This is a genomic window from Pseudomonas sp. NPDC077186 (assembly GCF_044543505.1).
In the GTDB taxonomy this organism is placed as follows: domain Bacteria; phylum Pseudomonadota; class Gammaproteobacteria; order Pseudomonadales; family Pseudomonadaceae; genus Aquipseudomonas.
On the sequence record NZ_JBITWE010000002.1, the window covers coordinates 94065 to 120718 of the forward strand.

General features: G+C 67.5%; 19 protein-coding genes. 6 read left to right on the forward strand and 13 right to left on the reverse strand.

Translation table 11 applies throughout. From position 1 onward, the window contains the following. The first annotated feature begins 100 nt into the window (after positions 1-100). Positions 101-997 (forward strand): acyltransferase, encoded by an 897-nt coding sequence (locus ACIGKL_RS09085; RefSeq protein WP_397486340.1) that lies wholly within the window; start codon positions 101-103, stop codon positions 995-997. 67 nt (positions 998-1064) lie between these two features. On the opposite strand, the gene ACIGKL_RS09090 is transcribed toward ACIGKL_RS09085, so the two are convergent. The 6 genes from ACIGKL_RS09090 to ACIGKL_RS09115 form a co-directional block, all read right to left on the reverse strand. Then, entirely contained in the window at positions 1065-3236 is a 2172-nt protein-coding gene (locus tag ACIGKL_RS09090; protein WP_397486341.1) for a putative bifunctional diguanylate cyclase/phosphodiesterase, read from the reverse strand. Between the two features lie 259 nt (positions 3237-3495). Beyond that, entirely contained in the window at positions 3496-7218 is a 3723-nt protein-coding gene (locus tag ACIGKL_RS09095) for a response regulator (RefSeq protein ID WP_397486342.1), read from the reverse strand. Positions 7219-7398: 180 nt separating this feature from the next. Then, a complete protein-coding gene (locus ACIGKL_RS09100; RefSeq protein ID WP_397486343.1) occupies positions 7399-8055 on the reverse strand; it encodes an OmpA family protein in 657 nt (218 codons plus the stop codon). A gap of 134 nt (positions 8056-8189) precedes the next feature. Beyond that, entirely contained in the window at positions 8190-8858 is a 669-nt protein-coding gene (locus tag ACIGKL_RS09105; protein WP_397486344.1) for an OmpA family protein, read from the reverse strand. 60 nt (positions 8859-8918) lie between these two features. Continuing rightward, the gene (locus ACIGKL_RS09110; RefSeq protein WP_397486850.1) at positions 8919-9566 is read right to left on the reverse strand and encodes an MBL fold metallo-hydrolase; all 648 of its coding nucleotides are present in this window, start codon (positions 9564-9566) and stop codon (positions 8919-8921) included. A gap of 2 nt (positions 9567-9568) precedes the next feature. Further along, positions 9569-10588, reverse strand: coding sequence for an AraC family transcriptional regulator (locus tag ACIGKL_RS09115; protein ID WP_397486345.1), 1020 nt, complete (start codon positions 10586-10588; stop codon positions 9569-9571). A 123-nt stretch (positions 10589-10711) separates the two neighbouring features. Here ACIGKL_RS09115 and ACIGKL_RS09120 point away from each other — a divergent pair, with 123 nt between their 5' ends. Together ACIGKL_RS09120 and ACIGKL_RS09125 are read left to right on the forward strand one after the other, a co-directional pair. After that, positions 10712-11539: a metal-dependent hydrolase gene (locus ACIGKL_RS09120; protein WP_397486346.1), complete on the forward strand. Its 828-nt coding sequence runs from the start codon at positions 10712-10714 to the stop codon at positions 11537-11539. Between the two features lie 206 nt (positions 11540-11745). Further along, positions 11746-12591, forward strand: a complete 846-nt coding sequence (locus ACIGKL_RS09125; RefSeq protein WP_397486347.1) for a metal-dependent hydrolase — start codon at positions 11746-11748, stop codon at positions 12589-12591. Between the two features lie 220 nt (positions 12592-12811). Here the strand turns inward: ACIGKL_RS09125 and ACIGKL_RS09130 are convergent, their stop codons facing one another. Then, on the reverse strand, positions 12812-13753 hold the full coding sequence (locus ACIGKL_RS09130) for an alpha/beta fold hydrolase (RefSeq protein WP_397486348.1): 942 nt from the start codon (positions 13751-13753) through the stop codon (positions 12812-12814). A 68-nt stretch (positions 13754-13821) separates the two neighbouring features. After that, on the reverse strand, positions 13822-14487 hold the full coding sequence (locus ACIGKL_RS09135) for a TetR/AcrR family transcriptional regulator (RefSeq protein ID WP_397486349.1): 666 nt from the start codon (positions 14485-14487) through the stop codon (positions 13822-13824). 82 nt (positions 14488-14569) lie between these two features. Here ACIGKL_RS09135 and ACIGKL_RS09140 point away from each other — a divergent pair, with 82 nt between their 5' ends. After that, positions 14570-15430, forward strand: a complete 861-nt coding sequence (locus tag ACIGKL_RS09140; RefSeq protein ID WP_397486350.1) for a hypothetical protein — start codon at positions 14570-14572, stop codon at positions 15428-15430. On the opposite strand, the gene ACIGKL_RS09145 is transcribed toward ACIGKL_RS09140, so the two are convergent. The 4 genes from ACIGKL_RS09145 to ACIGKL_RS09160 form a co-directional block, all read right to left on the reverse strand. After that, on the reverse strand, positions 15419-18163 hold the full coding sequence (locus ACIGKL_RS09145) for a LuxR C-terminal-related transcriptional regulator (RefSeq protein WP_397486351.1): 2745 nt from the start codon (positions 18161-18163) through the stop codon (positions 15419-15421). The two genes, ACIGKL_RS09140 and ACIGKL_RS09145, sit on opposite strands and share 12 nt — an antisense overlap. A gap of 312 nt (positions 18164-18475) precedes the next feature. After that, positions 18476-19843: a DUF1329 domain-containing protein gene (locus tag ACIGKL_RS09150; RefSeq protein ID WP_397486352.1), complete on the reverse strand. Its 1368-nt coding sequence runs from the start codon at positions 19841-19843 to the stop codon at positions 18476-18478. 32 nt (positions 19844-19875) lie between these two features. After that, on the reverse strand, positions 19876-21669 hold the full coding sequence (locus ACIGKL_RS09155) for a DUF1302 domain-containing protein (RefSeq protein WP_397486353.1): 1794 nt from the start codon (positions 21667-21669) through the stop codon (positions 19876-19878). A 217-nt stretch (positions 21670-21886) separates the two neighbouring features. Further along, positions 21887-23569: a fatty acid--CoA ligase gene (locus ACIGKL_RS09160; protein ID WP_397486354.1), complete on the reverse strand. Its 1683-nt coding sequence runs from the start codon at positions 23567-23569 to the stop codon at positions 21887-21889. 189 nt (positions 23570-23758) lie between these two features. Between ACIGKL_RS09160 and ACIGKL_RS09165 the strand changes: the two genes are divergently transcribed. Further along, a complete protein-coding gene (locus tag ACIGKL_RS09165) occupies positions 23759-24934 on the forward strand; it encodes a thiolase family protein (RefSeq protein WP_397486355.1) in 1176 nt (391 codons plus the stop codon). Between the two features lie 45 nt (positions 24935-24979). On the opposite strand, the gene ACIGKL_RS09170 is transcribed toward ACIGKL_RS09165, so the two are convergent. Next, positions 24980-25609: a LysE family translocator gene (locus tag ACIGKL_RS09170; protein ID WP_397486356.1), complete on the reverse strand. Its 630-nt coding sequence runs from the start codon at positions 25607-25609 to the stop codon at positions 24980-24982. A gap of 79 nt (positions 25610-25688) precedes the next feature. Between ACIGKL_RS09170 and ACIGKL_RS09175 the strand changes: the two genes are divergently transcribed. Then, positions 25689-26654, forward strand: coding sequence for a 2-hydroxyacid dehydrogenase (locus ACIGKL_RS09175; RefSeq protein WP_397486357.1), 966 nt, complete (start codon positions 25689-25691; stop codon positions 26652-26654).

Sequence of the window (26654 nt, forward strand, 5' to 3'; positions counted from 1 at the left end):
CGTTAACCTTGTCAGCCGATAGAGCTGCGCAGGGATAGCCGCAGCCGTTTCGTACCGCCCCGGGGCCGGCAGAAGCCCCCTGTCAGAAGGCCTCCTTTGCATGCTGCACTTTCTCCCCGCGCCGCTTCGCGGCCTGCTCGCCGGTCTGCTGCTGGCGCTCAACACCCTGTTCTGGTGCTGGCCGCTGTTCTTTGTCGCCCTGCTCAAGCTGTTGCTGCCCTTCGCCCCGCTGCAACGCGCGCTGCGCTTCGTCATGCACGGCATCGCCGAGGCCTGGATCGGCATCAACAAGTGGTGGATGCGCCTGGTCGGCCGCACCCACTGGGACGTGCAAGGCCTGGAGCGCTTCGACACCCGCCACTCCTACCTGGTGACCAGCAACCACCAGAGCTGGGTCGACATCCTGGTGCTGCAGTACATCCTCAACCGCCGCCTGCCGCTGCTGAAGTTCTTCCTCAAGCAGGAGCTGATCTGGGTGCCGGTGATCGGCCTGTGCTGGTGGGCGCTGGAGTTCCCCTTTATGCAGCGCTTCAGCAAGGAATACCTGGCCAAGCACCCGGAGAAGCGCGGCCAGGACCTGGCCACCACCCGCCGCGCCTGCGCACGCTACAAGAGCAACCCAGTGGCGGTGTTCAACTTCCTCGAGGGCACGCGCCTGACCGCGGCCAAGCACGCCCAGCAGAACTCGCCGTTCCGCCACCTGCTCAAGCCCAAGGCCGGCGGCATCGCCTTCGTCCTCGACGCCATGGGCGAGCAGCTGCACAGCATCGTCAACGTCACCATCCACTACCCGCACGGCGTGCCCGGCTTCTGGGACCTGCTCTGCGGCCGCCTGGACGCGGTGCAGGTGCGCTTCCAGCAGGTGCCGATCCCGCGCGAGTTCATCGGCCGCAACTACGACCAGGACGAAGCCTACCGCCTGGCGTTCCAGCAGTGGGTCAACCAGCTGTGGGAAGAGAAGGACGCCGAACTGGCCGCACTCAGCCGCTCGGCGTAGCCGCCCCTAAAGGCGGCCGCGGCGCCGCCCAGGCCATGCGCACCGCCCCTGGTGCGCGCGGTGCACCCTACAGGCCGTCGTCCGATGCGGGCGGGCCGCCGCGCGACAGCGGCAGGCTGGCCCAGTCCAGCTGCGCCGGCACCTGCAGCGCGGTCTCGGCGGCGATGCCCGGCGCCACCAGAAAGCCCTGCATGATGCTGCAGCGGTGGCGCACCAGCCAGTCGCGCTGGGCCTGGGTCTCCACCCCTTCGGCGATCACCTCCAGGCCGAGGTGATGGCCGAGGTCGATGATGGTGCTGACCACCGCGGCGTCGCGCGGCGAATCGAGCATGTTGGCGACGAACAGGCGGTCGATCTTCAGCGTATCCAGCTCGAAATGGCGCAGGTAGGCCAGCGACGAGTAACCGGTGCCAAAGTCGTCGATGGCGATCTTCACCCCCAGCTCGCGCAGGTGGCGCAGCTGCGCCTGGGTCAGCTCCAGGTCCTGCATCAGCGCGCTCTCGGTGACCTCCACTTCCAGCTGGCGCGGCTGCAGGCCGTGGGCTTCGAGCACCCGCTGCAGGTCGTCGACCAGCTGCGGCATACCGAACTGCACCGGGCTGACGTTGATGCTGAGCACCAGCTCGTCGCCGAACTGGCGGCTGAAACCGGCCAGCTGACGCGCCCCTTCGCGGAAGATCCAGTCGCCCAGGCGATTGATCAGGCGGGTCTCCTCCAGCAGCGGGATGAACACGTTGGGCGCCACGGTGCCGGCGACCCGGTGCTGCCAGCGCAGCAGCGCCTCGAAACCGCGCAGCCGGCCGCTCTCCAGATACACCTGGGGCTGGTAGACCAGCACGAAATCGTCGTTCTCGATGGCGTGGCGCAGGCTCTCCTCGAGCATCAGCCGCGAACGCGCGCGGCCGTTCATCTCCGGGGAGAAGAAGCGGTACTGCTGACGCCCGGCGCGCTTGGCCTCGTACATCGCCATGTCGGCGGCGCGCAGCAGGCCCTCGACGCTCTGCCCGCACTCGGGAAAGCAGGCGATGCCGACGCTGGCGCCGAGGGTGAAGTCGACGCCGTCGAGGTGATGGCGCACCGAGACCAGCTCGATCAGTTTCTCCGCGACCCGCGCCGCGTCCTCGGGGTGGCCGAGGTTGTCGAGCAGCGCGGTGAACTCGTCGCCGCCGATGCGCGCCAGGCTGTCGTAGGGCCGCAGGCAGGCCTTGAGCTGTTCGCCGACGCGGCGCAGCAGCTGGTCGCCGGCGTCGTGGCCGAGCGAGTCGTTGATCCGCTTGAAACCGTCCAGGTCGAGGTAGAGCACGGCGAGGCGCTGGCCGCTGCGCTCGATGCGCGCCAGCGCCGACTCCAGCGCGCGGTGGAAACCGCGGCGGTTGAGCAGGCCGGTCAGCGCGTCGGTGACCGCCTGCGACTCCAGCTGTGCGTGCAGGTTGCGCACCACCGACATGTCCAGGGCGATCACTACCATGGCGCGCTGCAGGCGCGGCAGCGGCGAACAGGACAGCGCCACCGGCAGGTAGCCACCCTCGAAGGTGCGCAAGCTGGCCTCGTGCACCCGGTAGGTGGCCTCGCGCTTGAAGTGCCGGTAGAACTCCGACTGCTGCCAGTCGCCCTCGACCTGCGGGCTGTGCAGGAAGGCCAGCAGCTCGGCGCCCTCGAGGTCGGCGACCTCGCCCTGGAGCATCTGCGCCATGGCCGGGTTGGCGAACTGGATGCGGCCGTCCTCGCCGACCACCAGGATGCCCTCGGCGGCGTTGTTCAGCACCGAGGCGTTGAACGCCCGCGCGCGGTCGAGCTGCTGGCTCAGTTGCTGCAGCTCGCTGCGGTTGCGCTCGTGATCCAGCAGGCTGTGGATCTTGTGGCGCAGCACCGTGGGGTCGAACGGCTTGAGCACGAAATCCACCGCGCCGCTGTTGTAGCCGCGCAGCACGGCGTCCTGGGTCTGGGCGATGGCGGAGACGAAGATGATCGGGGTGAAGCGGGTGCGCGGGTTGCCGCGCATCAGCCGGGCCACCTCGAAGCCGTCCATCTTGGGCATCTGCACATCGAGCAGGACCAGGCCGACCTCCTCCTCCAGCAGGCAGCGCAGCGCCTGCTCGCCGGAACTCACGCAGCGCAGCTGCCAGTCGCCGTCGTCGAGCAGGGCCTGCATGGCCTCGAGATTCTCCGCACGGTCGTCCACCACCAGCAGGATCTGCGTTCCCTGCTCGGCGTCGATCTTGGTCTGCGCCTGGGCCATGCTACCTCCTGTGTCCTTTTGGCCTTGCACCGCTCAGAACCTGTTTACGATCTGCTGCGCGTCGGCCCTACTGCGTTAAAAACAGGCTCGGAATGCTCATTTACACCAGTAAAGTCGCCCGCGACTCCGACCGTTCCTCGCCTGTTTGACGCGCTGGCGCTTGCCCTTCGGGCCAGCCTTCGGCTGTTACTCCCGTTGGTCGTTGCGCCTTGTATGGCTCTAGCTCGCGAGATCGTAAACACGCTCTTACTCCTGCCCTTCAGGTTAGATCATTGCCGGCCAGCGGCAGTGCGATGGGCGTGAGCCAGCGCTCCAGCAGGGCCAGCAGTTCGTCGCGCTTGATCGGCTTGGCCATGTAGTCGTCGGCCCCGGCGGTGATGCATTTCTCGCGGTCGCCCTTCATCGCGTGGGCGGTCAGGGCGATGATCGGCAGGCTGCAGCCGTGCTCCTGCTTGAGCAGGCGGGTGGCGGTGTAGCCGTCCATATTGGGCATGGCCATGTCCATCAGGATCAGGTCGAACGGCTCGCGCTGGTAGCAGGCGATGGCCTCGACGCCGTCCTTGGCCGCGGTCACGCGCAGGCCGACTTCGTCGAGCAGCGCGCTGAGGGCGTAGACGTTGCGCATGTCGTCGTCGACCAGGAGAATGCGCCGCCCCTCCAGCGGATTGGCGCGCCGCCGCCCCTGCTCGGGGCCGCGCACCTCGCCGAGAAAACCCTGCACCGCCTGATCCAGTGCGGCGGTGTCGTCGCCGTGCTTGCGCACCACCACCGCGCTGTAACGGCGCAGGCGCTGCAAGCTTTGCAGGGTGACGTCGACCCCGGTGTTGATCACCACCCGCAGGCCCTGCAGCGGGCGCAGCTGGTTGAGGCTGTCGAGCAGGGCGAAACCGTCCTGGTCGGGCAGGTCCAGGTCGATCACCAGGGCGCTGAACTGGCCGCCGGCATAGGCGGCGCGGGCCTGCTCGGCGCTGGCGCAGGCGGTCACCGCGAAGCCCAGCTGGCTCAGGTGCTCGCGGTAGTGTTCGCGCTCGATCTCGACGTCCTCCACCAGCAACAGCGTCTGATCCGCCGCCTGGTCGTGCTGCAGGTCGAGGAACACCTGCTCCAGCTCTTCGCGGTCGATCGGCTTGACCAGGTAGCGCGTGCCGTCGTCGTTCCAGCCGGCCGGCTGCGGCACGCAGGAGATGATGTGCACCGGCGTGTGGCGATGGCCGACCTGGCCGCGCAGGCGGCGAAACAGCTGCCAGCCGCTGATGTCCGGCAGCAGGATATCGAGGATCACCGCGTTGAAGGGCTCGTGCTGTAGCAGGTTCAGCGCCTGCAGGCCGGTGCGGCAATGCACGCTGGAAAAGCCGTGGCCATGCGCCGCCTCGGCGATCACCGCGGCGAAGTTGGCGTCGTCCTCGACGATCAGCAGCGGCGGCCCTTCGCCGCCGCGCTGCGGTCCCTCGAGCGGTGCTTCGGCGCTGGCCGGCGCGCTCTGCACCGGCAGCCGCACGCTGAACACCGAGCCCTGCCCCGGCGCGCTATGCAGGCTGATGTCGCCGTCCATCGCCAGCACCAACTGGCGGGTGATGGCCAGGCCCAGGCCGGTGCCGCCGAAGCGCCGGCTGGTGGAACCGTCGATCTGCTGGAAGGCCTGGAAGATCTGCTCGTGCTGCGCCGGGTCGATGCCGATGCCGGTGTCGCGCACGCTGAAACCGAGCAGCTCGCGACCGTCGTCCAGGCGCTCCTCCCAGCTCACGCTGAGGCTGACCTCGCCCTGCTCGGTGAACTTCAGCGCGTTGGACAGCAGGTTGCGCAGGATCTGGTGCAGGCGCACGCGGTCGGTGTGAATCACCCGCGGCACCCCGGCGTCGAGCTGGGTGTGCAGGCGCAGGCCCTTGAGCTCGGCCATCGGCCGCAGGCTGGCGTCCAGTTCCACCAACACGTCCTGCATGTTCAGCGGCTCCAGTTTGAGCTGCATGCGCCCGGACTCGACCTTGGCCAGGTCCAGCACGTCGTTGATCAGCTGCAGCAGGTCGCTGCCGGCGCGATGGACGATATCGGCGTGCTTGGCCTGCTTCTCGGTGAGGTTGCCGGCCAGGTTCTGCCGCAGCTGGTCGCTGAGGATCAGGATGCTGTTGAGCGGCGTGCGCAGCTCGTGGGACATGTTGGCGAGGAACTCGGACTTGTAGCGGTTGGCCAGCAGCAGCTGCTCGGCCTGCTCGCGCAGCTTGTGCTCGGCCGCCTTGCGCTCGCTGATGTCGATGATCACCGCCTGCACCAGGGTCTCGCTGCCACTGCGGATCGGCGACAGGCCCACCTCCAGCGGGATCATCCGCCCTTCGCGGTGCTGGCCGAACAGCTCGCGGTTGCCACCCATGCGCCGCGGTTCCGGCAGCGCCTGGTAGCCGCGGCGCATGGCCACGTGGCTGCCGCGCAGGGCGCTGGGCAGGAGCATCTCCACCGGCTCGCCGAGCAGCAGCTGCCGCTCGTAGCCGAACATCAGTTCGGTCTGGCGGTTGACCATGGCGATACGGCCCAGGCCGTCGACCAGCAGGATGGCGTTGGGCGAGGCCTCGACCACCAGGCGGAAACGCTCCTCGGCGCCCTTGCGCGCGCGCAGGTCGACCAGGTTGAGCAGGTAGTCGGCGTCGCCGCCCTCGCGCAGGCGGCTGAGGCTGAGGCTGACCGGAATCGTCTCGCCGCGCTGGCTGCGCGCCTGCAGCTCGTCGCCCTCGGCCAGCTGCGCCTGCAGCGTCGGCAGCGCATCGACCGCCGGCAGAAAGCGCGCCACCGGCTCGCCGAGCAGCGCCGGCGCGGCGCAGTCGAGCAACTCGGCGGCGCTGCGGTTGGCCATCTCGATGCGCCCGTCGGCATTGCACAGCAGGGTGGCCACCGGCAGGCGCTCGACCAGCAGGCGGAAACGCTCCTCGCGCTCCTGCAGTTTGGCCGCCACCAGCTGGCTGGCGTGCAGCTTGCGGTCGCGTTGGTACAGATGGCCGCCCACCAGCAGCGCCAGCAGGGCCGCCGCGGCCAAGCCCAGCCACAGGCCGAGGGTACTGCCGCGGCCGACCAGGCCGCGCTCGTACTCGGCGGTGCTGCTGACCTGCAGGCCCCAGGTGCGGCCGTACAGCGACAGCTCCAGGCTGCGCTGGAAGCGCGGTTGCCAGTCGGCGCGCGGCGCATCGCCGCTGAGCAGCATGGCCTCCGGCGCCTGCAGATCCTCAAGGGCGATATCGAAGCGGCGGCTCTGCGGGCCGAGGATGCCTTCCATCAGATCCTGGCTGCGGAAGGCGCCATGCACCGTGCCGAGCAGGGCCTCGCGACGCTCCTGCGGCGTGCTCAAGGGCATGCCCGGGCGGAACACCGGCAGAAACAGCAGCACCCCGCCCTGCACGTCGACCTGGGTTTCCTGACGCAGGATCAGCGGCGCGCTGAGGGTGGCCTCGCCGCTGTCGATGGCGCGTTCGATGGTGCTCAGGCGCACCGGCTCGGTGAGCATGTCGAAGCCCAGCACCCGGCGGTTGCGCCAGTCCAGCGGGCTGATGTAGCGGATCACCAGGTAGCGGTCGCGTTCGCCGGCGGGGAAAAGCTGGTAGTCGAGACGCTGCTCCGCCCGCAGTTCGTCCTGATAGCCAGCGAGCTGAGCAGGACTCAGGTAGCGCGACCAGGCCAGCGCCTGAATCCCCGGGTAGCGATCCTGCAACTGCAGTTGATCGAGGGCCCGGTCCCATTCCGCAGGCGAGACCCGATCGCTGCCGGTCATCAGCCCGGATACGCCGCGCAGCACCATCTCGTAGGCCTGCATGCGGTTCAGCACGCGCTGGCCGATGTCCTGCGCCTCGAGCAGAAAGCGCTGCTCGCTGTCCTCGCGTTCGCGGCTCTGCGTCAGCTGCCACTGCCAGACGATCAGTGCGCCGAGGCCCAGCAGCAAGGCCAGCGCCACGACCAGTGGCAGCCAGGGTTTCGGTGGCAGCGAGACAGCCCTGTCGTCCATCTGTTCTCCCTCGGTCATCCAGAACCAACGCGCGCCAGCAGACCGACGCGCGGACTTCACAGAACCACAGCCAGCAGTCTAGTCAGGTTTCGGATGGCTGGCCTTTTGCCAGAGAAGAGATGACGGGCGGTCACAAAAAAGCCCCCAATGACGGGGGCTCTGCTACGGCAAGACGCTGTCTCAGAGCGGCCGCAGATTGATCTCGACGCGGCGGTTCTGCGCCCGCCCGGATTCGTTGGCGTTGCTGGCGATGGGCTGGCTGGGACCGGCGCCGTAGGAGGAGATGCGCTGACCCGGTACGCCATTGGCGGTCAGGTAGTTGGCCACGCTCATCGCACGACGGTTGGACAGGCTCTGGTTGAGTTCCAGCGAGCCGGTGCTGTCGGTGTGACCGACGATGTTCACGCCGTTCTTGTCGAACTCCTTGAACACCAGCACCAGAGAATTGAGGGTCGGGTAGAAGCCGCTGGAGATGTCCGCCGAGTTGCTGGCGAAGGTGATGTTGCCCGGCATGATCAGCTTCAGATCGTCGCCGTTGCGCTGCACCTGCACGCCGGTACCCTGCAGGGTCTGACGCAGCTTGGCTTCCTGGGTATCGACGTAGTAGCCATAACCACCGCCGGCCGCACCGCCCACGGCGGCGCCGATCAGTGCGCCCTTGCCGCGATCCTTCTTGCTCGAGGTGGCCGCGCCGATCACCGCACCGGTGACCGCGCCGATGCCACCGTAGATGCCGGCCTTGCCGGCCTGCTGCTCGCCGGTATAGGGATTGGTGGTACAGCCGGCCAGCAAGGCCATGACCGCGCTGGCCGCGATCAGATTACGCCTGGTCTTCATAGGGACTTCCTTAGGATGGGTTCTGGTGTCGGCAGCATGCCGGAGCCTTCGAGCCGCCACGGCGGGCCGAAGTTCCGCGCCAGCTTACCAGCAGCCCGGCAAGCGGGCTGCGACCCAGACCCAATCTGCAAGCGTTACTGCACGCCGGGCAGCGGCCGTAACGTCACCTCGACACGGCGGTTCTGCGCCCTGCCCTCGGCCGTAGCATTACTCGCCACCGGCTGATCCGGGCCCATGCCGCGGGTGCTGAGCCGACCACCATCGACGCCCTGGGCCAGCAGGTAGCTGGCCACGCTCTGCGCGCGGCGCTGAGACAGGCCCATGTTGTAGCTGTGGGCACCGGTGCTGTCGGTGTGGCCGACGATCTCGATGCTGTTCTGGTGGTACTGGCGGAAGGAGTTGGCCAGATTGTTCAGCGGCGCGTAGAAGCTGCTGGCGATCTCCGCCGAATCGGTGGCGAAGGTGATGTTGCCGGGCATGATCAGCTGGATCACGTCGCCCTGGCGCTGCACCTCGACGCCGGTGCCCTGCATCTGCTGGCGCAGCTCGGCCTCCTGCTTGTCGGCGTAGTAGCCGTAGCCGGCGCCGGCCGCACCGCCCACCGCGGCGCCGATCAGCGCACCCTTGCCGCGGTCGTCGTGGCTGATCAAGGCACCAGCGGCGGCACCGGCCAAGGCGCCGAGACCGCCGTAAGTGGCGGTCTTGTTCGAGCTCGGCGCGCTCTGATCGTAGGGGTTTTGCGAGGCGCAACCGGCCAGCAGCAGGGCAGCGGAGCAGGCGGAGATCAGGGTCAGGCGGGACATGGCGAACTCTCCTTGGACGACGGCAGAATGCCAGTGTAGACAGCCCGCAAAGCGCCGGGTTCAGGCGCGGATAAACGGGTTCTCGCGCATCTCGTCGCCCAGGCGGGTATCCGGGCCGTGGCCGGTGACCACGGTGGCGTCCTCGTCCAGCCGGTACAGGCGCTGCTTGATCGAACGTTCGATGGTGGCGTAGTCGCCGCCCCACAGGTCGGTGCGGCCGATGCCGCGGCGAAACAGGGTGTCGCCGGCGATCAGCAGCTTGGCATCGGCGAACCAGAAGCTCATCGAACCCGGCGTATGCCCCGGCGTGTGCAGCGCCACGCCGCAGCCGCAGGCCAGCGCCTCGTCGTCGGCCAGCCACTGGTCCGGCGCCGGCACGGGCGTGTAGGGCACGCCGAACATGCGGCACTGCATCTCCAGGTTGTCCCAGAGGAACTGATCCTCCTTGTGCAGGTGCAGCGTGGCGCCGGTTTTCTCCTTCATCTGCCCGGAAGCGAGGAAGTGATCGAGATGGGCGTGGGTGTGGATGATGCTCACCACCTTGAGCCCGTGCGCCTCGAGCCGCGCCATGATCAGCTCGGGGTTGCCGCCCGGATCGACCACTATGGCCTTCTTCGTCACGGGATCGCCGATGATGGTGCAGTTGCACTGCAAGGGGCCGACGGGGAAGGTTTCGCGGATCAGGGTAGGTTGTGCGGCGGTGCTCATCATCAGATCTCGTTGCGGTAATCGCCAGGCAGTTTACCCGTCCATTTCCTGAATGCACGGCGGAAGTTGGACGGGTCGCTGAAGCCCAGCAACTGGGCGATCTCGTACAGCGGTAAATGCGTGGTGGTCAGGTACTGCAGGGCCAGGCGCTTGCGCACCTCGTCGAGCACCTGCTGGTAGCTGGTGCCCATCTGCGCCAGGTGCCGGCGCAGGCTGCGGCCGCTGGTGTGCAGGGCGCTGGCGGCGCTGTCGAGGTCGGGGAAATCGCCGGGGCGCGCCAGCAGCAGGCGGCGCACGCGGGTGAGCAGGCCGTCCTGCACATCGAGGCTGGCCAGCAGCGCCTCGCACTGCTGCTGGCACATCTGCACCGTGGCCGGGTTGGCCAGGGCCATGGGTCGCTCCAGGTAATGCCGCGGCAGACGCAGCCAGTGACAGGGCTGCTCGAACTGCGCCGCCACGCCGAACACCTCGTCATAGCGCGCGGCATGGGCCGGCGCGGCATGGGCGAAACCGACGGCAAGACCCTGCAGCTCCTCGCCGAGGAGGAAACGGGCGATGGTGTGGATGCTGGTCAGCAGGCCTTCGGCGGCGAAGCGCGCCTGCGGCCCCATGGGGAAGGATTCGACCGCGCGCAATTCCATGTCCTCGCCCCGCTCCACCAGCTCCAGCTCGAAGGCCAGGCCGAGCACCCGGTAGTACTTCAGGGCGAACTGCAGCGCCTTGCCCAGGTTGGCGCTGGACAGCACCGCGTAGCCGAGGATGCCGTGGGTGGAGACGTTGAGCCGCTGGCCCAGCACCAGGCCCAGCGCCGGTTCGCCGCAGCGCTGCAGCGCCGCCTGGGTGAGCAGATGGAAGTCGACGAAGGACAGCCGGCCATTGGGGCTGCCGAGCACCTCGGGGCGCACCCGCGCCGCGGCGAACAGCGCGGCGCGCGGCACGCCCAGTTCCTCGGCCAGCGCCAGCAGGGCCTCGGCGTAGGCCACCGGCACCAGTTCGGCGGTGAAATTCAGCGGCTGCTTCATGGGCACGTCTTGTTATGGGCGAGTGGCCGTAAATGACCCAATTTTTGGCAGACCTTAACCTTGCCCGCGGCGAAGCGACAAGCACATAGTTGCACCATGGTCCCGCAACCGGAGGCAACAGGCATGGCCAGTACCACCCCGGAAGGCTTGCAGATCCGCCCGCGTCACCTCGACTTCGCCCTGCCCGCTCCGCTGCCGCGACACTGGCATGGCGGCAACGCCTTCAAGAGCCACCTGTTCAACGCCATGTCGGTGCTGTTTCCCGACGGCGAGCGCTTCTTCATCGATTCGGTGCGGCTGTTCCGCGACCGGGTCGAAGACCCGCTTTTGAAGGAGCAGATCCGCGGCTTTATCGGCCAGGAAGGTCATCACAGCCGCGAGCACCTGGAGTACAGCCAGCGCCTGCGCGAACTGGGCTACGACATCGACTACCTGGAGCGCGGCCTCAAGCGGCGCCTGGGCTTTCTGCAGAAGCACCTGCCGAGCAAGCTGCAGCTGGCCGCCACCGTCTCGGTGGAACACCTGACCGCGATCATGGCCGACGCCCTGCTGAAGAACCCGCTCTGGCTGGAAGGCGCCGACCCGCGCATGGCGCGCCTGTGGCGCTGGCACGCGCTGGAGGAGACCGAACACAAGGCGGTGGCCTTCGACCTGTTCCAGCTGGTCAGCGGCAACCCCTGGCTGCGCCGCCGGGCGATGCTGCAGAGCACCTTCTTCTTCACCCTCGACACCAGCAAGGGGCTGATCCACCTGCTCAAGCGCGACGGCCTGCTGTGGAACTGGCGGGTGTGGCGCGACGGCCTGGCCTGGCTGTGGGGCTCGCGCGGCATCTACCGGCCGCTTGTGCGGGTCTATCTGGACTTCTACAAGGCCGACTTCCACCCCTGGCAGCACGACAACCTGCATCTGCTGCAGCAGTACCGCACCGAGTTCGACGCGCCGGCCAGCTGAAGCGGTTGTAGCGGGGCCATCCATCGCAGGGTGCGCCTTGCGCACCAAATTAAGACGCGGTGCGCACGGCGCACCCTACTCCCCAACTTTCCACTGGCCAAGCGCCAATGGCCGGATATGACTGCAACATTGGCTGTTGCGAACCTGTGCCGGCAAGCGCGCTGGCTCCATAGTCGGTGGCACTTCATCAGCACAAGGGAGCCCTTATGGCCAGCACCACCCCGGAAGGTTTGCAGATCCGCCCCCGACACATGGACTTCGACCTGCCCAATCCGCTGCCGCGCCATTGGAACGGCGGCGACGCCTTCAAGACCCACCTATTCGACGCCATGTCGGTGCTGTTCCCCGACGGCGAACGTTTCTTCATCGACTCGGTGCGCCAGTTCCGCGACCGCATCGACGACCCGCTGCTGAAAGAGCAGATCCGCGGTTTTATCGGCCAGGAGGGCCATCACAGTCGCGAGCACCTGGAATACAGCCAGCGCCTGCGCGACCTGGGCTACGACATCGAGCGCATCGAGAAGCGCGCCCGCGCGCGCATCCGCTATACCCAGAAGAAGTTCTCGCCACAGCGTCAGCTGGCCGCCACCGCGGCGCTGGAGCACATCACCGCGATCATGGCCGACGGCCTGCTGAAGAACCCGGCACACATGGCCGGCGCCCATCCGACCCTGGTGCGCCTATGGCGCTGGCATGCGCTGGAGGAGACCGAGCACAAGGCGGTGGCCTTCGACGTCTACAACCAGGTGTGCGGCAGCCGCAAGTTGCTGCGCCGGGCGATGGTCATGGGCACCTTCTTCTTCGTCCTCGACACCAGCCGCGGCCTGGCGCATATGCTCAAGGTCGACGGCCTGCTGTGGAACTGGCGCGTGTGGCGCGACGGCCTGCGCTGGATGTGGGGCAAGGACGGCGTGTTCCGCCCGTTGATCCGCACCTACCTGGACTTCTTCAAGGACGGCTTCCACCCCTGGGAGCACGACAACCTCGCGCTGCTGCACGCCACCCGCGAAGAGTTCGACGGCGCGCCGCAACCTCAGGCCAGCGCGGCCTGAACGGCGCCATCTGTAAGGTGGATCACGCTTCATCGATCCACCGCCCCGGTGGATGTAAAAAGCGACATCCACCCTACGGGCCAGCCAAGCAAGGCATGGATCAACCTGTAGCCCGGATGAAATCCGGGGACTTCTGCGCCGAAAACCCCGGATTTCATCCGGGCTACAGATAGGGCGGGTGTAACCCGCCGCAGGCTATCCTACGCCCAGGGCGCATCGCTCAACCGAGCAGAAACCTCATCGCATCGGCCGCGCTCTGCTCGGCAATTTCCTCCATGGGGATATGCCCGACGCCCGGGTAGGTCTTGACCTGGATGCCCGGCAAATCGCGCTGCCACAGCGGCACGTGCTTGGGCGAGATCCAGCGGTCGCGCTCGCCCCACAGCAGCAGGGTCGGCGCCTGAATCTGCGCCACCCGCTGCGGCGTGGCGTGCAGCTCCTCCTTATTGACCTTGAGCAGCACGCGGAAGATATCCATCATGCCGCGGCGATTGCCGGGCCGGCGCGACAGGTCGTAATAGCGGTCGACCACCCCCGGCTTGATCCGCCCCGGCTCGCCGTAGACCTCCTTGATGCCCTGGGCGATCAGCGCACGCGGCATCCACAGCGGCATGGCCAGGGTGGCGCCGGGCAGCGCGGCGGCGGCGATCATCCATGGCACCTTGGCCATGGGGTAGCCGGCCGGGTCGACCAGCACCAGCTTGCTCACCCGCTGCGGCTGGGCCAGCGCGAAGTTCCAGGCGATATAGCCGCCGAGGGAGTTGCCGGCGATATCCGCACGATCCACCTGCAGGTAGTCGAGCAACAGGCCGAGCACGCGGATCATGCGCTCGGCCGAATACTCGCCGTCGCGCGCCGGGCCGGTGAGGCCGAAGCCCGGCACGTCGAAACGGATGATGCGGTAGTGCGGGGCGAAGGCCTGCACCCAGCCATCCCAGGTGTGCAGCGAGGCGACCACGCCGTGGATCAGCACCAGCGCCGGCTTGTCGCGGCTGCCCTCGTCGCGGTAGTGGAGATTGAAACCGTCCAGCTCGATATAGCGCGAACCGCTCTCGGCATTGCCGTAGCGGGCCTTGAGGCGCTCCAGCGGCAGGGCGCCGAAGCCCAGACGGGCGAAACCGGCGGCCAGGGGCGGTTGCAGGGACAGGCTGTTGGCGGACATGCGGGCACCTCGATCTTGTTATGGGCACCCTGTATCAGAGCACGGGCAAACCCCGCGCGCCGCCCAACCTAGGTTGAGCCGGGGCACAGCGAGGCGATCAGCAGGTCGCCGAGCACCGCCTTGGCCCGCTCGATCTCCGCGCGACTGGCGCTGCGCCCGAGCAGGTCGAGGGAGGCGGCCTCCAGCGCCCAGATCAGCGCCTGATAGACCAGCGGATCGCGCGGCGAAAGCTCCGGCTCCAGGCGCTCCACCAGCAGGCGCAGCATCTCCTGATGGGCGCGCTGGCGATGCGCGGCCAGCGGCGACTCGGCGCGCAACGCCTCCTCCTGCATCAGCCGGATGATCGGGCCGACCGCCAGGTGGTAGTCGAAAAACCGCCCGACCATGGCGCGCAGCCAGGCCTGCGGGCTGCCGGCCACCTGCTGCATCTCGCGAAAGCGCGCCAGCAGGAGCAGCACCGAGGTCTGGTAGATGCCCTCGAGCACCTCCATCTTGTTGGCGAAGTACTTGTAGAAGGTGCGCCGCGACACCTGCGCGGCCTCCAGCAGGTCGTTCACCGTGACCTGCTCCAGGCCCTTGCGGGCGAACAGCGGAATCGCCGCCAGCTGGATATTGGTGCGCTGCAGGTGGCCGACCAGCGGCCCCTCGCCGCCCTGCTGCGAGGTCAGCGCGCCGTAGCCGCCCAGGTCCTCGAACACCGCGCGGATCGCCCCGTGCTCGGCCAGCTCGTCCATGCCCTCTCCCCAACCAAGGCGCGGGTGACGCCGGCCCCCGAGCTGGGTACTCTGGAGCCGCCTCTAGCCGCGGAAGTTCATCGTGTCGCCCACCCTAGCACGTCGCCTGCTCTGGCCGCTGGCCATCCTTTTGCTGGTCTGCCAGGCGCAGGCCGGCGCCGCCGAGCTGTTCTACCTGGGCCAGCGCATCCCGGACATCCACCAGCCCTGGCGCAGCGGCGACTACCAGCAGTTGCACGCGGCCCTGGAGCAGATCGACAAGACCCAGGCGGGCGCCCTGCCGCGGCGCAGCGGCGAATTCACCGGGCCGATCTACCAGCGCATGGTCTCGGCGGAGAACTTTCGTCCGCAGCTGAATATCTACGCGCCGCTAGAGCTGCGGCAGAACGAGGCGCGCGAAGTGCTGTTCCAGCTCAAGGAGCTGATGCGCCTGTACTTCGATTTTCGCGCCAAGCAGCAGCCTTACGCCGCCGAGGCCCTCGGCCTGATGAGCCATTCGCTGCGCCAGCAGGCCATCCTCTTCACCCTCACCACCGAATTCTGGATGACCCTGTCGCAGAGCGAGCAGAGCAACCCGGTGCGCCTGCAGGGCTTGCAGGAGACCAAGGCGGCGGCGGCGATGCTCACCGGCAGCGCGCTGGACTATCTGGAGCTGACCCAGGCCTTCGGCCGCGACGAGCTGCTGCTGTACAGCGCCGAACTGAGCCAGCAACTGCCGGAGCTGTTCGTCCACTTGCCGGCCGAGGTGCAGGCGCAGCTGCTGACGCGCATCGACGGGCTGGCGAGCGGCCATCGTTATCCCCAGGTGCAGAGCAATATGGCCGAGCTGCTGCCAGTGCTGCAGATGATCCATCGGGACGTGCAGGCCAAGCTGGCGCAGCCGCTGAAACCTGCGCCCAAGGCACCGGCGCTGGACCTGTCGCTGCCGGGCTCAGCGCAGTAGGCCGAGGCCCTTGGCGCGCGCCACCGCCTGGGTGCGGCGTTCGACGCCGAGCTTGCTGTTGATGTGGCGGGCGTGGGTCTTGACCGTGTGCAGGGAGATGAACAGGCGCTCGCTGATCTCCTGATTGGAACAGCCGCCGGCGATCAGCTGCAGCACCGCCAATTCGCGGGCGCTGAGTTTCTCGGTCAGCACGCCCTCCTCCGTCGGCGCCTCCTCGCCCTCGCCCTGCCCCGTCGGCAACTGCCCGAGCAGGGCCTCGCGCAGCGGGCAAACCGGCCGTGCGAGCAGACGCTCGCGCAGCCACTGCGGCTGGTGCTGGAGCAGCTCGACGAAGGGCAGCAAGGCACCGCCCTGCGCCACCTCCAGGCAGGCGTCGAACTGTTGCTGCGCCTCGCGCTCGCGCCCGTTCTGGCGCAGCAACTGGGTCAGTTGCGCCTGCGCCATCAGCCCGACCAGTTGCCCGCCCAGGCCGTGGGCACGCTGCTGCAGCGCGCGCAGGCGCCGCTCGGCCGCCTCCGTCTGCCCCTGCAGGCGCTCCAGCGCGGCCTGCTGCACATCGATATGCAGCGCCAGCTGCGGGTGGAACTCCGGCGCCACGGCCCGCCCCTGGGCACCGTAGGTCTCGCCCAGTTGCGGCAGCCAGGCCGCCGCCAGCTCGACCTGGCCCTGGCGCAGCCACAGCTCGCATTTGCTCAGGGTGATCATCGCCAGGTAGTAGATCGCCGGCACGTCCCACACGTGCATCAACCGCTCGGCCTCGCCGAGCAGGGCGAAGGCCTCGGCCGGCCGGCCGCTGCGCCCTTCCAGGCTGGCCAGCACGCAATAGCCGATCAGCACGCCGACATCGCGGCAGGCGCGCGCCTCGGCGATGCCGGCGCGCAGGCGTGGCGCCGCCTGCGGCTGCAGACGCAGGCTGAGCAGGTAGCCTTCGTAGAGGGTCAGCCGCGCGCGCACCGAATAGCTACGCTGCGCCGCCAGGTCCTGCAGGCGCGCCAGGCCCTGGCGCACTTCGTCCAGGGCGCGCAACACCTCGCCGCGGGCCTGCAGCACGCGCGCCCGCTCGTAATGGGCCAGGGCCTCGAACAGCGGGTTGTCGATGCGCTGCGCCAGCTCCAGCGCCTCGCGATTGAGGCCGCGCGCGCGCCACAGATCGCCGCGCACCATGGCCAGGTTGGCCAGGGTGGACAGGCACATGAAATGCGGGCCGTAGCGCTCCGCGGACAAGCCGGCCAGCGCCTCGGCGCATTGCCGCTCGGCCCGCCCGGCGTCGCCGCGACCGCGGGCGATCACCCCGTCCAGCGCCTGCCACTGCGCCAGCAGGCTGCACTGGCTGGGCGCATCCGCCGCCGGCAGGAAGCGCCCCAGTTGCTCGAGCAGCTCCTGCGCCGCATCCAGCTGGCAGGCCAGCGCCAGCGCCCAGCCATAGAGCATGATCAGCCGCGGCGTGCTGGCCAGCAGCTCGTCCGGCAGGTTGGTCTTCCAGCGCAGCAGCATGGCGACGTTCTGCTCGGCCAGCAGCTGCTCCTCGGAGAGGTTCTGCACCAGGCTGGCGGCGACGTCGGCCTGGCCGGCCAGCAGCGCCTGCTCGATGGCAGCATCGAGCATGCCCTCGGCGGCGAACCAGCGACAGGCGCGCAGGTGCGAACTGCCGCGCGAGCGACTCAGGCCCTCGGCCGGACGCGCGTTGAGCAGATCGGAAAACAGATGGTGGTAGCGAAACCAGCGCCCCTGCTCGTCCAGCGGCACCAGGAACACCTGGTTGGCCTGCAGCTGGCGGATGATCGCGGCGCTGTCGTGGCTGTCGCGCAGCGCGTCGCACAGCTCGGCGCAGAAGCGCTCCAGGCAGGCGGTGTCGTAGAGGAACTGCTGCACCTCGGCCGGCTGGCGCTCGATCACCTCCTCCAGCAGGTAGTCGCGAATCAGCCCCTCGCCGCCATGCAGCTCGAGCCTGGCCGGCGCCTCGCCGCCCAGGTCCTCGCCGGCCAGCAGCCACAGACGCAAGCCAGCGACCCAGCCCTCGCTGCGCTGCAGGATGCCGGCGACCTGCTGGCGTTCCAGGCAGGCGCCCTGGCTGGCCAGCAGGGCGTCCAGCTCGTCGGCGGTCAGGCGCAGATCCTGCTCGCTTAGCTCCAGCAGCTGGCGCGACAGGCGCAGACGCGCCAGGTGCCAGTCCGGCCGCTGGCGGCTGGTCACCAGCAACAGGACGCCGGGTGGCAGGTGATTGAGGAAGAACTGCAGGCAACGGTCGAGCACCGGCCCCTGGGCCAGGTGATAGTCGTCCAGCACCAATAGCAGCGGCTGACCGCCGTCCAGTTCATGGGCCAGTTCATCGAGCAGGCCGTCGAGCCACTGCTCGAAGGCGAAGGGCTGATGGCGCTGACGCATCTTCAGCAGGCCCAGCGCCTCTTCCCCCAGGCTCGGGTAGAACTGCTGCAGGCCCTGCAGTAGGCGTTCGAGAAAACGCCCGGGATCGCGATCGCGCTCGCTCAGGCCCAGCCACAGGCTGTGCCAATGGGCCGGCAGGCGCTCGCAGAATTCGATGGCCAGGGAACTCTTGCCGAACCCGGCCGGCGCACAGACCAGCAGCAGACGCCCCTGCAGCCCCTCCTCCAGGCGCTGGCACAAGCGCTCGCGGGGCGTATGCCCTGCCGGTAGCGGCGGCCGGTAGAAACGGGCTTCGACCGGCGTGGCCGGCATGTAGGGGAAACCTGGCGAACGGGAAAGGTCAGTCATCGGCCAATTCTTGGAAGTCTCGTGTCTGCAGCGGGCGCGACCTGAACCCAGCCTAGCGGCTTGCACTGACCATTTGAAGCGCCGGCTACAGTCGGTAACGAAAAAGCCAGTGGGCAAGCGCAAGCGCTGCGCCTGGCAGACCAGGCCTCGACTGGCCGCGGCCCCGTAGGGCGGACATACCAGAGGCTTGTCCGCCGCGATGCCGACACCGGCTGACCAGGCTGCGCCATGTGCTCAGCCCAAGAAAGCCGGCGCGCAGCAACGAAAAAGCCGGCACAAGGCCGGCTTCTCCGTGTTGCAGGACGCGAGGGTTTAGCGCACGCCCGCCTGGCGCAGCGCCGCCGGGGTGTAGTCGCTGCCGGCTGCCTTGTAGTTGAAGTCGTAGGCCTGTTTCTCCTCGTTCTTCATGCCCAGGGCCAGGTAACGACCGGACAGCAGGTCGTACAGGGTCTCGACGGTGTACCAGGGCACCTGCTTGTCGTAGTAGTACTGGGCATGAGCCTCGGCCACGCGCCACAGGGTACCGCGACCGTCGTAGTGGTCGATCAGCGCGGCCTGCCAGGTGTCCTCGTCGATGAAGAAGTCACGCTTGGCGTAGATGTGGCGCTCGCCGTCCTTCAGGGTCGCGGTCACGTGCCAGACGCGGTGCAGCTCGTAACGGGTCAGGTCCTGGTTGATGTGGCCGGCCTTGATGATGTCGGAGTACTTCAGGCTCGGCGAATCCAGCTTGTAGGCGTTGTAGGGGATGAAGATCTCCTTCTTGCCGTTGAGCTGCCAGTTGTAGCGGTCCGGTGCACCGTTGTACATGTCGAAGTTGTCGGAGGTACGCAGGCCGTCGGAGGCGGTACCCGGACCGTCGTAGGACACCTGCGGAGCGCGGCGCACGCGACGCTGACCGGCGTTGTACAGCCAGGCCAGACGCGGTTCCTTGACCTGGTTGAGGGTCTCGTGCACCAGCAGCACGTTACCGGCCAGACGCGACGGGGCGGTGACGCGCTGCTTGAAGTAGAACAGCACGTTGCTTTCCTTGCTGGCGTCGAAGTCGGTCAGCGCATCGCGGAAGGTGAACTCGTCCTGGAAGTACACCAGCGAGTAGGAACCGTTGGCCTGCGGCGTGGCCTGGGTGACCAGACGACGCACGCTGCCGCCGCGGTAGCGGGTGATGTGGTTCCAGATCGCTTCCAGACCGTTCTGCGGGATCGGGAAGGGGTTGGCGGTCTGGAAGTTTTCCAGGCCGTTGCCGCCCTCGACCATCTTGGTGTTGACCGCGTTCTGCTTGGTCGCCTCGAGCACCGCCGGCGGCAGGCTGGCCGAACGGTGGCTCGGATAGACCGGCATCTTGTAGCTGTCCGGGTAGCGCTTGAACATCGCCAGCTGGCCGGGAGTCAGCTTGTCCTTGTACTGCTCGACGTTCTGCGCGGTGATGGTGAACAGCGGCTGCTCGCTGGCGAAGGGATCGGAGAGGAAGCCCTTGCCGTCGACGCTGCCGGCATTGGCCGGCAGGCCGCCGGTCCAGGCCGGAATCGAACCATCGGCGTTGCCGGCCATCTCGGCGCCCAGCGGCGTCAGGCTGGTGCCCAGCTTGGCCGCTTCGTCCGGAGATACTGCCGCCATCACGCCACTGGCCAATAGGGACAGGGTCAGGACGCCGCTTTGCCACAGAGTTTTTGTTGTTTTCATTCGCATCATGATTCCTCGAAATTCCTGGCCGCTTAGAAGTTCACGCCGAAGCTGAGCGCGACGAAGTCGCGGTCGATATTGGTGTTGTACTCGCCACCGAAGAAGTCGGTGTAGGACAGGCTGGCGGTGTAGGTGTTCTGGTACTCGGCATCCAGGCCCAGGCTGATGGCCTTGTTGCCTTCGTTGAAGGTCGGGCCGTAGCCGTCCACGTCATGCGACCAGGACAGGCTGGGCTTGAGGTTCACACCGGCGAACACACTGTTGTAGTCGAGCACCGCACGCAGGCGATAACCCCAGGAGGTGTTGGTGAAGAAACCCTTGTCGTCGCAGTTCTGCGGGTTCGCCGGGTTGGCAATACCGGTGCAGAGGCTGTTGTTGGGGTAGGCGCCAGCACCGAACTCAGGGGCACGGCCGAAACGCAGCTCGTTCTTGCCCAGGTTGCTGACGTGCGAGTAGCCCACCTCGCCCACCAGGGTGAGGCGCTCGGCGCCGGCGACCTGATCGACGAACTGGGTAACGCTGACCTGCGCCTGGGTCATGGGTTTGCGCACATAACCGGTCAACATCTCACCCTCGCCGAACGCCGCATGGCCGCTGGTAAAGATCGGCAGATTGGTCGGCACGCCGAGCCCACCGGCTACAGGACCCTGAGCGATAGCGGCCAGGGTCAGGTCGGTGGTGTTGATCTGCATCGGCATGTTCGGCCGATAGCTCAGCTCGCCGTTCACCGCGGTGGAGCCGACGTTGGTGGCGAAGCTCACGCCATGCAGGCGAATGTCTTCCGGGTATTCCAGGCCGTACTTGGCGAACAGCTCGCCAGTGGCCGGATTCTCTACAGAGTCGGGGAACAGGTAGACGCTCTGCCCCGCCTTGTAGGACAGGATCGGCGTACGGCTGTGGTAGTTCATGGTGTAGAAGCCGAACTCGGTATTGTTCAGCTCCTCGACGAACCAGCGCAGTGCGATACCGTACTGGCCGCTGTCGCGCGCGTCCTTGTCGCCCATGCGCCCCACGTACTTGTAGCCGGGGCTGCCCGGACCACCGAGATCGCTGCCATCGACGGCCAGACGATCGACGCAGCCGTCCTGCACCACATCGACGGCGAAGAAGGTGCCGCAGTTGTCGAGAACCGTCTGGTCCCACTCCAGCTGATAGAACACCTCGGCCGAGAGGTTGTCGGTCAGGCTCTGCGACACATAGAACATGTTGACCGGGATCAGGCCTTCCTTGATCTCGGCGCCGGGACGACGGAATGCCGAGACGTCCACCGGGTTGATCGAGTTGATCGAGTTCTGGATAAAGGTGCTCTCGCCCCAGCTCACCACCTGCTTGCCGACGCGCACGCTGCCCGGCAGGTCGCCGATGGCGTAGTTGTGATAGAGGAAGGCGTCGAGCAGCTGCACGCCGGACGATTGCGCGGCGGTCTTGCGGTTGCTGTCGTCGATGTCGTAGAGCAGGCGGCTCTCGTCCTTCAGCTCGAAGTCGTACCAGTACTTGCCGCGCACGAACACACCGGTATCGCCGTACTTCAGCTCGAGGTCGTGGATGCCTTTGAAGATCTTCGAGAAGGTCTCGCCCTTCTTGAAGTTCAGGCGACCGTCGTCGCCCGTCTGGGACGAGGCCTCGCCACCGTTACGGCTCCCCACCAGGCTCGGGTCGGCGCCGCGCACCGCCCAGCTGGCACCGACGGACAGCTGCGAATCGAACTGACCTTCGATCTCGCCGATATTGAAAGTGACGCCGAATGCCGGAGCGGCGAGGGTGGAAGCGAGGCTGACGGCCAGCGGCAGTTTCGCCAGGCGCCAGTAAGGTGTTGTTTTTGTCATCGACGCTACTCCATCTATTTTTTGTTATGGATGCTTGGACTATAGCCAGCGGGTATTACTGCTTGATCCCTCGAAAGTGTGATTTGCAGCCCCCAGGCACTCTGGCTCGCCGGTTTCAAGGCCTGCGACTAGCCAAGCATGGACGTGAAACAGCAATTAGCAAGCCAAACGCTTGTTTGACTGAGCGGTCATTTCCGCCGCCCAGTCAAACCGCTACTCATAGGGTGGAGAGAAAGGCGCTGCCGGCCTCCTGCCACTGGGCGATATCGACGCGGATGCGCTTCTTGTCCAGCTTACCGACGCTGGTCTTGGGAATTTCGGTAACAAGGGCGATCTGCGTGGGAATCGCCCACTTGTTGATATGGCCCTGCTCGACGAAAGGCTTGAGGTGCTCCTTGAGCCCCTTGGCATCCAGCGCCTGGCCGTCGCGCAGCACCAGCAGGGCGAACGGCCGCTCGCCCCACTGCGGGTCGGGCACGCCGACCACCGCCACCTCGCGCACCGCCGGATGACGGCTGATCAGGTCCTCCAGCTCCAGCGAGGAGATCCACTCGCCGCCGGTCTTGATCACGTCCTTGATGCGGTCGCGGATCTCGATGAAGCCCATGCCGTCGATGGTCGCCACGTCGCCGGTGTGCAGCCAGCCGTGCGCCCAGAGCTCCTCGCCCTTCTCCGGCTCGCGGAAGTAGCCCTGGGTCAGCCAGGGCGCGCGCAGCACCAGCTCGCCCTGGGCCTCGCCGTCGCTGGGTAGCAGTTTGCCCTCGCCGTCCATGATCGCCGCCTCCACCAGCGGCACCGGGATACCGGCCTTGATCCGGTAGGCGGTGCGCTCGTCCTCGCTGCCGGCGCGCAGTTCCTCGTTGAGGTAGCCGCAGGAAATCAGCGGGCAGGTCTCGGACATGCCGTAGGCCGCGGTCAGCTGGATGCCGCGCGCCTTGGCCGCCTCGTACAGCGAGCGGTTCAGCGCGCTGCCGCCGATGATCATCTTCATCCCGCCGAAGTCGTGGCCCTGGGCGTTGGGTGCATTGAGCACCATCTGCAGGATGGTCGGCACGCAGTGGGAGAAGTTGACCTTCTCCTCCTTGATCAGGCGGCACAGCATCTCCGGCTCGTAACGCCCCGGGTAGACCTGCTTGACCCCGAGCATGGTGGCCACGTAGGGCACGCCCCAGGCATGCACGTGGAACATCGGCGTGATCGGCATATACACGTCGTCGTTGCCCAGCAGGCGAATGCTGTCCAGCGAGCTGACGGTGGCGGCCATCGACAGGGTGTGCAGCACCAGTTGGCGATGAGTGAAGTACACGCCCTTGGGGTTGCCGGTGGTGCCGGTGGTATAGAAGGTGGTGGCCACAGAGTTCTCGTCGAAGTCGGCGAAGTCGTATTGCGGGCTGGCGGCGGCCAGCAGGCTCTCGTACTCGCCGACCAGATTCGGCAGCGCCGCGGTCTTGTCCTCGCCATCGGTCAGCAGCAGGGTCTTCTCCACCGTGGTCAGCTGGCCGGCGATGCCGTTGTACAGCGCCACGAACTCGCTGTTGACCAGCACGAAGCGGTCCTCGGCATGGTTCATGGTGTAGAGGATCTGCTCCGGCGACAGGCGGATGTTGATGGTGTGCAGCACCGCGCCAATCATCGGAATGGCGAACATGCACTCGAGGTAGCGGTGACTGTCCCAGTCCATCACCGCCACGGTATCGCCGGCCTTGACCCCGGCCTCGCTCAGCACGTTGGCCAGGCGCGCGACGCGCTCGTTGAAGGTGGCGTAGCTGTAGCGCAGCTGGTCGCGGTAGACGATCTCGCGGGTCTTCTCGTAGCGGCTGCCGGACAGCAGCAGGCGCTTGATCAGCAGCGGGTAGGCGTGGGCGTTGGCGGCGGAAGGGATCAGTCGGGTCTGCAACATGGAGTCACCTGAAGGCGCACAAGGAAGGGATGCTGCGACTCTAGAGCGGCGCCGGCGGGGCGAAATCAGCCCAAAGAATGATTTGCCGCGTGACCCTTTGGCCGATTTCGGTCACAGGTTAGAATCCAGCCATGCAGCCGGTCGCGAAACAGGCTGCGACCAGCCCAACTTTCGTTCGAGGTAACAACTATGTCCGATATCGTCATCGTCAGCGGCGCCCGCACCCCCATGGGCGGCTTCCAAGGCAGCCTGGCCAGCGTGCCTGCCGTCGACCTGGGCGCCGCCGCCATTCGCGAGGCGGTCAGCCGCGCCGGTATCGCCCCGGCCGAGGTGCAGGAAGTGATCATGGGCTGCGTGCTGCCCGCCGGCCTCAAGCAGGGCCCGGCACGCCAGGCCGCGCTCAACGCCGGGCTGCCCGCCGCCACCGACTGCACCACCATCAACAAGTTGTGCGGTTCGGGCATGAAGGCGGTGATGATGGCCTTCGACGCGCTCAAGGCCGGCAGCAACCAGGTGATGATCGCCGGCGGCATGGAAAGCATGTCCAACGCCCCCTACGTGCTGGAAAAGGCACGCACCGGCCTGCGCATGGGCCATGGCGAGATCAAGGACCATATGTTCCTCGACGGCCTGGAAGACGCCCGCACTGGCCGCCTGATGGGCTCCTTCGCCCAGGAAACCGCCGATAAGTACGGCATCGGCCGCGAAGAGATGGACGCCTACGCCATCGAGTCGCTCAAGCGCGCCCAGGCTGCGATCAAAGACGGCTCGCTGGACGCCGAGATCGTGCCGATCACCGTCGCCAGCCGCAAAGGCGAGGTGCTGGTCAAGGACGACGAACAGCCGCTGACCGCCAACCTGGACAAGATCCCGACCCTGCGTCCCGCGTTCCGCAAGGACGGCAGCATCACCGCGGCCAACGCCAGCTCGATCTCCGACGGCGCCAGCGCCCTGCTGCTGATGACCTTTGATGAAGCGGCCAAGCGCGGCCTCAAGCCGCTGGCCAGGATCGTCGCCCACGCCACCCAGAGCCAGGAGCCGAGCGAGTTCACCCTGGCGCCGATCGGCGCCATGACCAATCTGTTCAAGAAGACCGGCTGGAGCAAGGATCAGGTCGATCTGTTCGAGATCAACGAGGCCTTCGCCATGGTGACCATGCTGGCCATGCGCGAACACGGCCTGGATCACGCCAAGGTCAACGTCTTCGGCGGCGCCTGCGCCCAGGGTCACCCGGTTGGCTCCACCGGCTCGCGGATCATCCTCACCCTGATCAACGCCCTGCAGAAGAAAGGCGGCCAGCGCGGCGTCGCCTCGCTGTGCATCGGCGGCGGCGAGGCCACCGCGGTCGCCATCGAGCTGCTGTAAGCCAGGCCATCACGACAGAGCCCCGCAGTTGCGGGGCTCTTGCGTTCAGCGCATCTCGCTCAGCGCCAGCTTCACGCCGATGGCCACCAGCACCGCGCCCATCAACCGATCGAACCAGTGCCCCATGCGCGCGAAACCGGCGCGCACCCGCCGCTGGCTGAACAGCCAGGCCACCAGGCAGAACCAGACAGCGGTCGCCGCGGCCAGGTAGAGGCCGTAGCCGGCCTGCACCGGCACCGGCGTATGCGGGTCGATCACCACGGTGAACAGCGACAGGAAGAACAGCGTCGCCTTGGGGTTCAGGCCATTGGTGACGAAGCCGCTGACGAAGGCGCCGCGAGCGCTGCGCTCGCCCGCCGCCAGGCTCAGCTCGGCGCTGGCCGGATCGGCCGGGCGCGCGCGCAGCGCCTTGATGCCGATATACAGCAGGTAGGCCGCCGCCAGCCATTTCAGCGCGTTGAACAGGACGATCGACTGCGACACGATCAGGCCGATGCCGAGCAGCGAGTAGGTGACGTGCACGAGGATCCCGGTGCCCACGCCGAAGGCGCTGAACAGCCCGGCGCGACGACCATGGGCCACGCTCTCGCGCACCACGATGGCGAAGTCCGGCCCCGGGCTGGCCACGGCCAACAGGTGGATCAGGGCAACGGTGAGAAACTCGGTCCAGTACATGGTGGCTCCGCAGCGACAGGCGAGGTCTGGTAGGCTCGCCAATCTACTCCTGCGCCCCCTCCGCGAAAAGGTACAGCTGATGAGCAACAGCGCCCGCGCCGTCTTCCTCGACCACGCCTCCCTCGACCTCGGCGACCTCAACCTGCAGCCCCTGCAGCAGGCCTTCGCCGCACTGACCCTGCACGCCCAGACTGCCCCCGAGCAGGTCGCCGAACGCCTGCAGGGCGCCCAGGTGGCGATCAGCAACAAGGTGCCGCTGAGCGCCGCCACCTTCGCCGCCTGCCCCGAACTGGAGCTGGTGCTGGTCACCGCCACCGGCACCAACAATATCGACCTGGCCGCCGCCCGCGCCCATGGCGTGCTGGTGAGCAACTGCCAGGGCTACGGCACGCCGTCGGTGGCGCAGCACACCCTGATGCTGCTGCTGGCCCTGGCCACCCGCCTGCCCGACTACCAGCGCGACGTCGCCGCCGGGCGCTGGCAGCAGGCCAGCCAGTTCTGCCTGCTCGACCATCCCATAGTCGAGCTGGAGGGCAAGACCCTCGGCCTGCTCGGCCACGGCGAACTGGGCGGCGCGGTGGCGCGCCTGGCCGAAGCCTTCGGCATGCGCGTGTTGCTCGGCCAGTTGCCGGGGCGGCCGCCGCGCGAGGACCGCATCGCCCTGCACGAGCTGCTGCCGCAGGTCGACGCCCTGACCCTGCACTGCCCGCTCAACGAGCAGACGCGCAACCTGATCGGCGCCGCCGAGCTGGCGCTGATGAGGCCGCAGGCGTTTCTGATCAACACCGCGCGCGGCGGCCTGGTCGACGAACAGGCCCTGGCCGACGCGCTGCGCCGTGGCCACCTGGGCGGCGCCGCCAGCGACGTGCTGACCCAGGAGCCGCCGAAAGACGACAACCCGCTGCTGGCCGCCGACATCCCGCGCCTGATCGTCACGCCGCACAACGCCTGGGGCAGTCGCGAGGCGCGCCAGCGCATCGTCGGCCAGGTGGCGGAGAACGCCGCGGCCTTCTTCGCCGGTGCGCCGCGGCGGCTGGTCGGCTAA

Excerpts from the sequence above, each read along its gene's own strand:
- ACIGKL_RS09090 (WP_397486341.1), bottom strand. The coding sequence starts at position 3,236 with ATGGCCCAGGCGCAGACCAAGATCGACGCCGAGCAGGGAACGCAGATC.
- ACIGKL_RS09085 (WP_397486340.1), top strand. The coding sequence starts at position 101 with ATGCTGCACTTTCTCCCCGCGCCGCTTCGCGGCCTGCTCGCCGGTCTG.
- ACIGKL_RS09125 (WP_397486347.1), top strand. The coding sequence starts at position 11,746 with ATGGCCAGCACCACCCCGGAAGGTTTGCAGATCCGCCCCCGACACATG.
- ACIGKL_RS09130 (WP_397486348.1), bottom strand. The coding sequence starts at position 13,753 with ATGTCCGCCAACAGCCTGTCCCTGCAACCGCCCCTGGCCGCCGGTTTC.
- ACIGKL_RS09160 (WP_397486354.1), bottom strand. The coding sequence starts at position 23,569 with ATGTTGCAGACCCGACTGATCCCTTCCGCCGCCAACGCCCACGCCTAC.
- ACIGKL_RS09155 (WP_397486353.1), bottom strand. The coding sequence starts at position 21,669 with ATGACAAAAACAACACCTTACTGGCGCCTGGCGAAACTGCCGCTGGCC.
- ACIGKL_RS09115 (WP_397486345.1), bottom strand. The coding sequence starts at position 10,588 with ATGAAGCAGCCGCTGAATTTCACCGCCGAACTGGTGCCGGTGGCCTAC.
- ACIGKL_RS09105 (WP_397486344.1), bottom strand. The coding sequence starts at position 8,858 with ATGTCCCGCCTGACCCTGATCTCCGCCTGCTCCGCTGCCCTGCTGCTG.
- ACIGKL_RS09100 (WP_397486343.1), bottom strand. The coding sequence starts at position 8,055 with ATGAAGACCAGGCGTAATCTGATCGCGGCCAGCGCGGTCATGGCCTTG.
- ACIGKL_RS09170 (WP_397486356.1), bottom strand. The coding sequence starts at position 25,609 with ATGTACTGGACCGAGTTTCTCACCGTTGCCCTGATCCACCTGTTGGCC.
- ACIGKL_RS09095 (WP_397486342.1), bottom strand. The coding sequence starts at position 7,218 with ATGGACGACAGGGCTGTCTCGCTGCCACCGAAACCCTGGCTGCCACTG.
- ACIGKL_RS09145 (WP_397486351.1), bottom strand. The coding sequence starts at position 18,163 with ATGACTGACCTTTCCCGTTCGCCAGGTTTCCCCTACATGCCGGCCACG.
- ACIGKL_RS09110 (WP_397486850.1), bottom strand. The coding sequence starts at position 9,566 with ATGAGCACCGCCGCACAACCTACCCTGATCCGCGAAACCTTCCCCGTC.
- ACIGKL_RS09120 (WP_397486346.1), top strand. The coding sequence starts at position 10,712 with ATGGCCAGTACCACCCCGGAAGGCTTGCAGATCCGCCCGCGTCACCTC.
- ACIGKL_RS09165 (WP_397486355.1), top strand. The coding sequence starts at position 23,759 with ATGTCCGATATCGTCATCGTCAGCGGCGCCCGCACCCCCATGGGCGGC.
- ACIGKL_RS09150 (WP_397486352.1), bottom strand. The coding sequence starts at position 19,843 with ATGAAAACAACAAAAACTCTGTGGCAAAGCGGCGTCCTGACCCTGTCC.
- ACIGKL_RS09175 (WP_397486357.1), top strand. The coding sequence starts at position 25,689 with ATGAGCAACAGCGCCCGCGCCGTCTTCCTCGACCACGCCTCCCTCGAC.
- ACIGKL_RS09135 (WP_397486349.1), bottom strand. The coding sequence starts at position 14,487 with ATGGACGAGCTGGCCGAGCACGGGGCGATCCGCGCGGTGTTCGAGGAC.